The following is a 2,543-nucleotide window of genomic DNA, read 5'->3' on the forward strand; positions in this document are numbered from 1 at the left end:
TTCGCCCGCGTCAATCTCGAGGCCTCGGCGGCGGGATGCGCGGTGGTGGCCACGGCGGTGGACGGCAATACCGAGATCTTCGAGGACGGGGTCAACGCCGCGGTGATCCCGCCGGGTGATCCTGCGGCCGCGGTCGCGGCCCTGACGCGGCTCGTGCGGGACCCTGCCTTGCGCGCCCGGCTGGGGAATGCGGCGCGCGCGCGGGTCGCCGAGCGCTTCACCCTCGCGGCCTGCCATGACCGGGTCGCCGGCATCCTCGACGCGGCGGGTCCGCGATGACGCGACCGTCCTTGAGCATCGGCATCCCCACCCATTTCCGCAGCCCCGATCTGGCGCGGCTGGTGGACGGGCTGCGCCGCGCAGCACCGGACCTGGCCGTCACGGTGATCGACGACGGGCCCGATGCGGCGGTGCCCGGCGCGCTCGCCGCGCATGTGCCGCCCGTGCGGCTGATCCGGCACGAGAGGAATCAGGGCTATGCGCCCAGCCTCGTCGAGCTGTTCGAGACCTGCGAGACCGCGTATCTGCTGATCAGCGCCGATGACGATCTGTGCGATGCCGAAGGCCTCGCCCGGACGCGCGCGGCGCTGGACGCCGGCACGGTCGATTTCGCCGCCACGCAGTTTCACGACCGCAGCGGTGCATTGAAGCGCGGGCGCACCGCCGCCGGGCCGGTGTCCCTGGCCGAGATCCGCGATGCCAGCGGCCATGCGCCGGGGCTGATCTACCGCGCGGAGGCGGCCCGCGACGCCCTGCCGTTCCTGAAGGCGCGGCTGGATGCGGGGTGCTACGCGGCGCGGCTCTATCCGCAGGTGCTGCTGGTCTACGTGATGGCGCTGCGCGGGGGCGCGTGCCGCTGGCTGCCCGTCGCGCCGATCACCGAGGGCCCTGCGCATCCCGCGCGGCTGGCCGACAGCGACGGCACCGCCTATGACAGCCCCGCCGGGCGCCTGCGCGAACAGGAGGCCTTTGCCGCCGCCTTCGCCGCGATGGCCGATTACGTGCCGCAAACCGCCCGGGCACAGCTCGACGCGGTCGCCACGCTGCACGAACAGGACATCTACCGGCGGTTCATGCGGGCGCTGCGCCTGCATCATCCCGATCTGGTGGAGAGCTGGATCCCCGGCAGCCTGGTCTACTGCCGCCACTCGCTGCCGCGTCACCTGCTGAACCTCTGGGCCTTCCGGCGCGCGCGCCGCCGGGCCGAACAGGTGCTGCGACAGGAGAAACCATGACCCTGCGCGAGGATCTGAGCTGGATCCGCGGCGAGATGCGCCGCGTGGCCCGTGTCGCGCGGGCCCGCCGCGAGGGCGGCCTGCCGCCCTTCCGTCTGGCCGAGGCGCGTGCGCGCAAGACCTCGGACACGCTGGTGGTGCTGGGCTCGGGGCGCTCGATCTGCCGGCTGGGCGCGGCCGACTGGCAGCGCATCGGCCGCGATCACGACACGCTGGGGCTGAACTTCTGGCTGCTGCATCCCTTCACCCCGACCTTCTATCAGTTCGAGGCCGGCCCCACCCCCGAGCGCAGCCGCCAGTTCGAGGATTTCCTCACCGAACGCGCCGACCGGATGGCCGGCGTGCTGATGCTCTACAAGGATCTCGAACGCCACCGGCTGGATCTCGCGCGCCTGCCGCCCGGGATCGTGGCAAACCTGCGGGTGCTCAACAAGGTCAACCTGCCGGTCGATGACGCGGGCCGGCTGGCGCGCATGCTGCGGCTCTGCCGGCGGGTGGATCTGGGCGCGCGCACCGGGCTTTTGCTGTTCGCACGCGCCTCGATCGTGCAGGCGCTGAGCTTCGGGGCCGAGATGGGGTATCGCCGGATCGTGCTGGCCGGCGTCGATCTCAACGACACGCGGTATTTCTGGGACGAGGACCCGGACCTCGCGTGGTTTTCCTCGGGCCAGACCGGACAGATGCACCGCACCATGGACCCGGGCGTGTCGGCGGTGCCGGTCGACCGGGTGGTGATGGCGTTCCGCGACCTCTGGCTCGGCCCGGCGGGGATCGCGCTTTACTGCGGTCATGCCACATCGGCGCTGCATCCGCGCCTGCCGGCGTTCTTCGCATGAGCGCGCCGCTTGTCTCGGTCATCATACCGACCTGGCGCGACTGGCCGCGCGCCGCCCTGCTGGTGCGGGCGCTGATCGCCCAGACCGAGACGGATTTCGAGATCCTTCTGGTCAACAACGACCCCGGCGACCCCCCGCCCGCGGAGTTTCCCGACGATCCCCGCCTGTCTATTCTGGGCGAGGGCGCGCCGGGATCCTATGCGGCGCGCAATCGCGGGGCGGCCGCCGCGCGGGGGCGGTATCTGGCCTTCACCGACAGCGACTGCGTGCCCGAGCCGGACTGGCTGGCGCAGTTCCTGGCCTGTGCGCGCACGCATGGCGGGCTGATCTCGGGGGCGGTGCGCATGGTCAGCACCGCACGCGCGATGGACCGGCTCAACTGGGCCGAATCCTACGATTACTTCTTCGGCATCAACCCCGAGATCTATGCCCGTGACGGGGTCGCGGCCACCGCCAGCCTGTTTCTGCCGCG

At 71.8% G+C, this 2,543-nt stretch carries 4 protein-coding genes; all 4 read left to right on the forward strand.

What is annotated here, in order from left to right:
- On the forward strand, positions 1-279 hold a 279-nt coding region (locus ACESL7_RS15285), incomplete at its 5' end, for a glycosyltransferase (RefSeq protein WP_372894154.1).
- Between the two features lie 11 nt (positions 280-290).
- Positions 291-1,235, forward strand: a complete 945-nt coding sequence (locus ACESL7_RS15290) for a glycosyltransferase family 2 protein (protein WP_372894155.1) — start codon at positions 291-293, stop codon at positions 1,233-1,235.
- Entirely contained in the window at positions 1,232-2,071 is an 840-nt protein-coding gene (locus ACESL7_RS15295) for a hypothetical protein (protein WP_372894156.1), read from the forward strand. Before ACESL7_RS15290 ends, ACESL7_RS15295 begins: the two co-directional genes overlap by 4 nt.
- Positions 2,068-2,543, forward strand: a 476-nt coding sequence (locus tag ACESL7_RS15300; RefSeq protein WP_372894157.1) for a glycosyltransferase family 2 protein, incomplete at its 3' end; no start/stop codon positions are given. The genes ACESL7_RS15295 and ACESL7_RS15300, both read left to right, overlap by 4 nt.

The organism is Rhodosalinus sp. (assembly GCF_041685465.1).
GTDB lineage: Bacteria > Pseudomonadota > Alphaproteobacteria > Rhodobacterales > Rhodobacteraceae > Rhodosalinus.

What these genes read in the sequence shown, in the direction of transcription:
- ACESL7_RS15295 (WP_372894156.1), top strand. Translation starts at nt 1,232, where the DNA reads ATGACCCTGCGCGAGGATCTGAGCTGGATCCGCGGCGAGATGCGCCGC.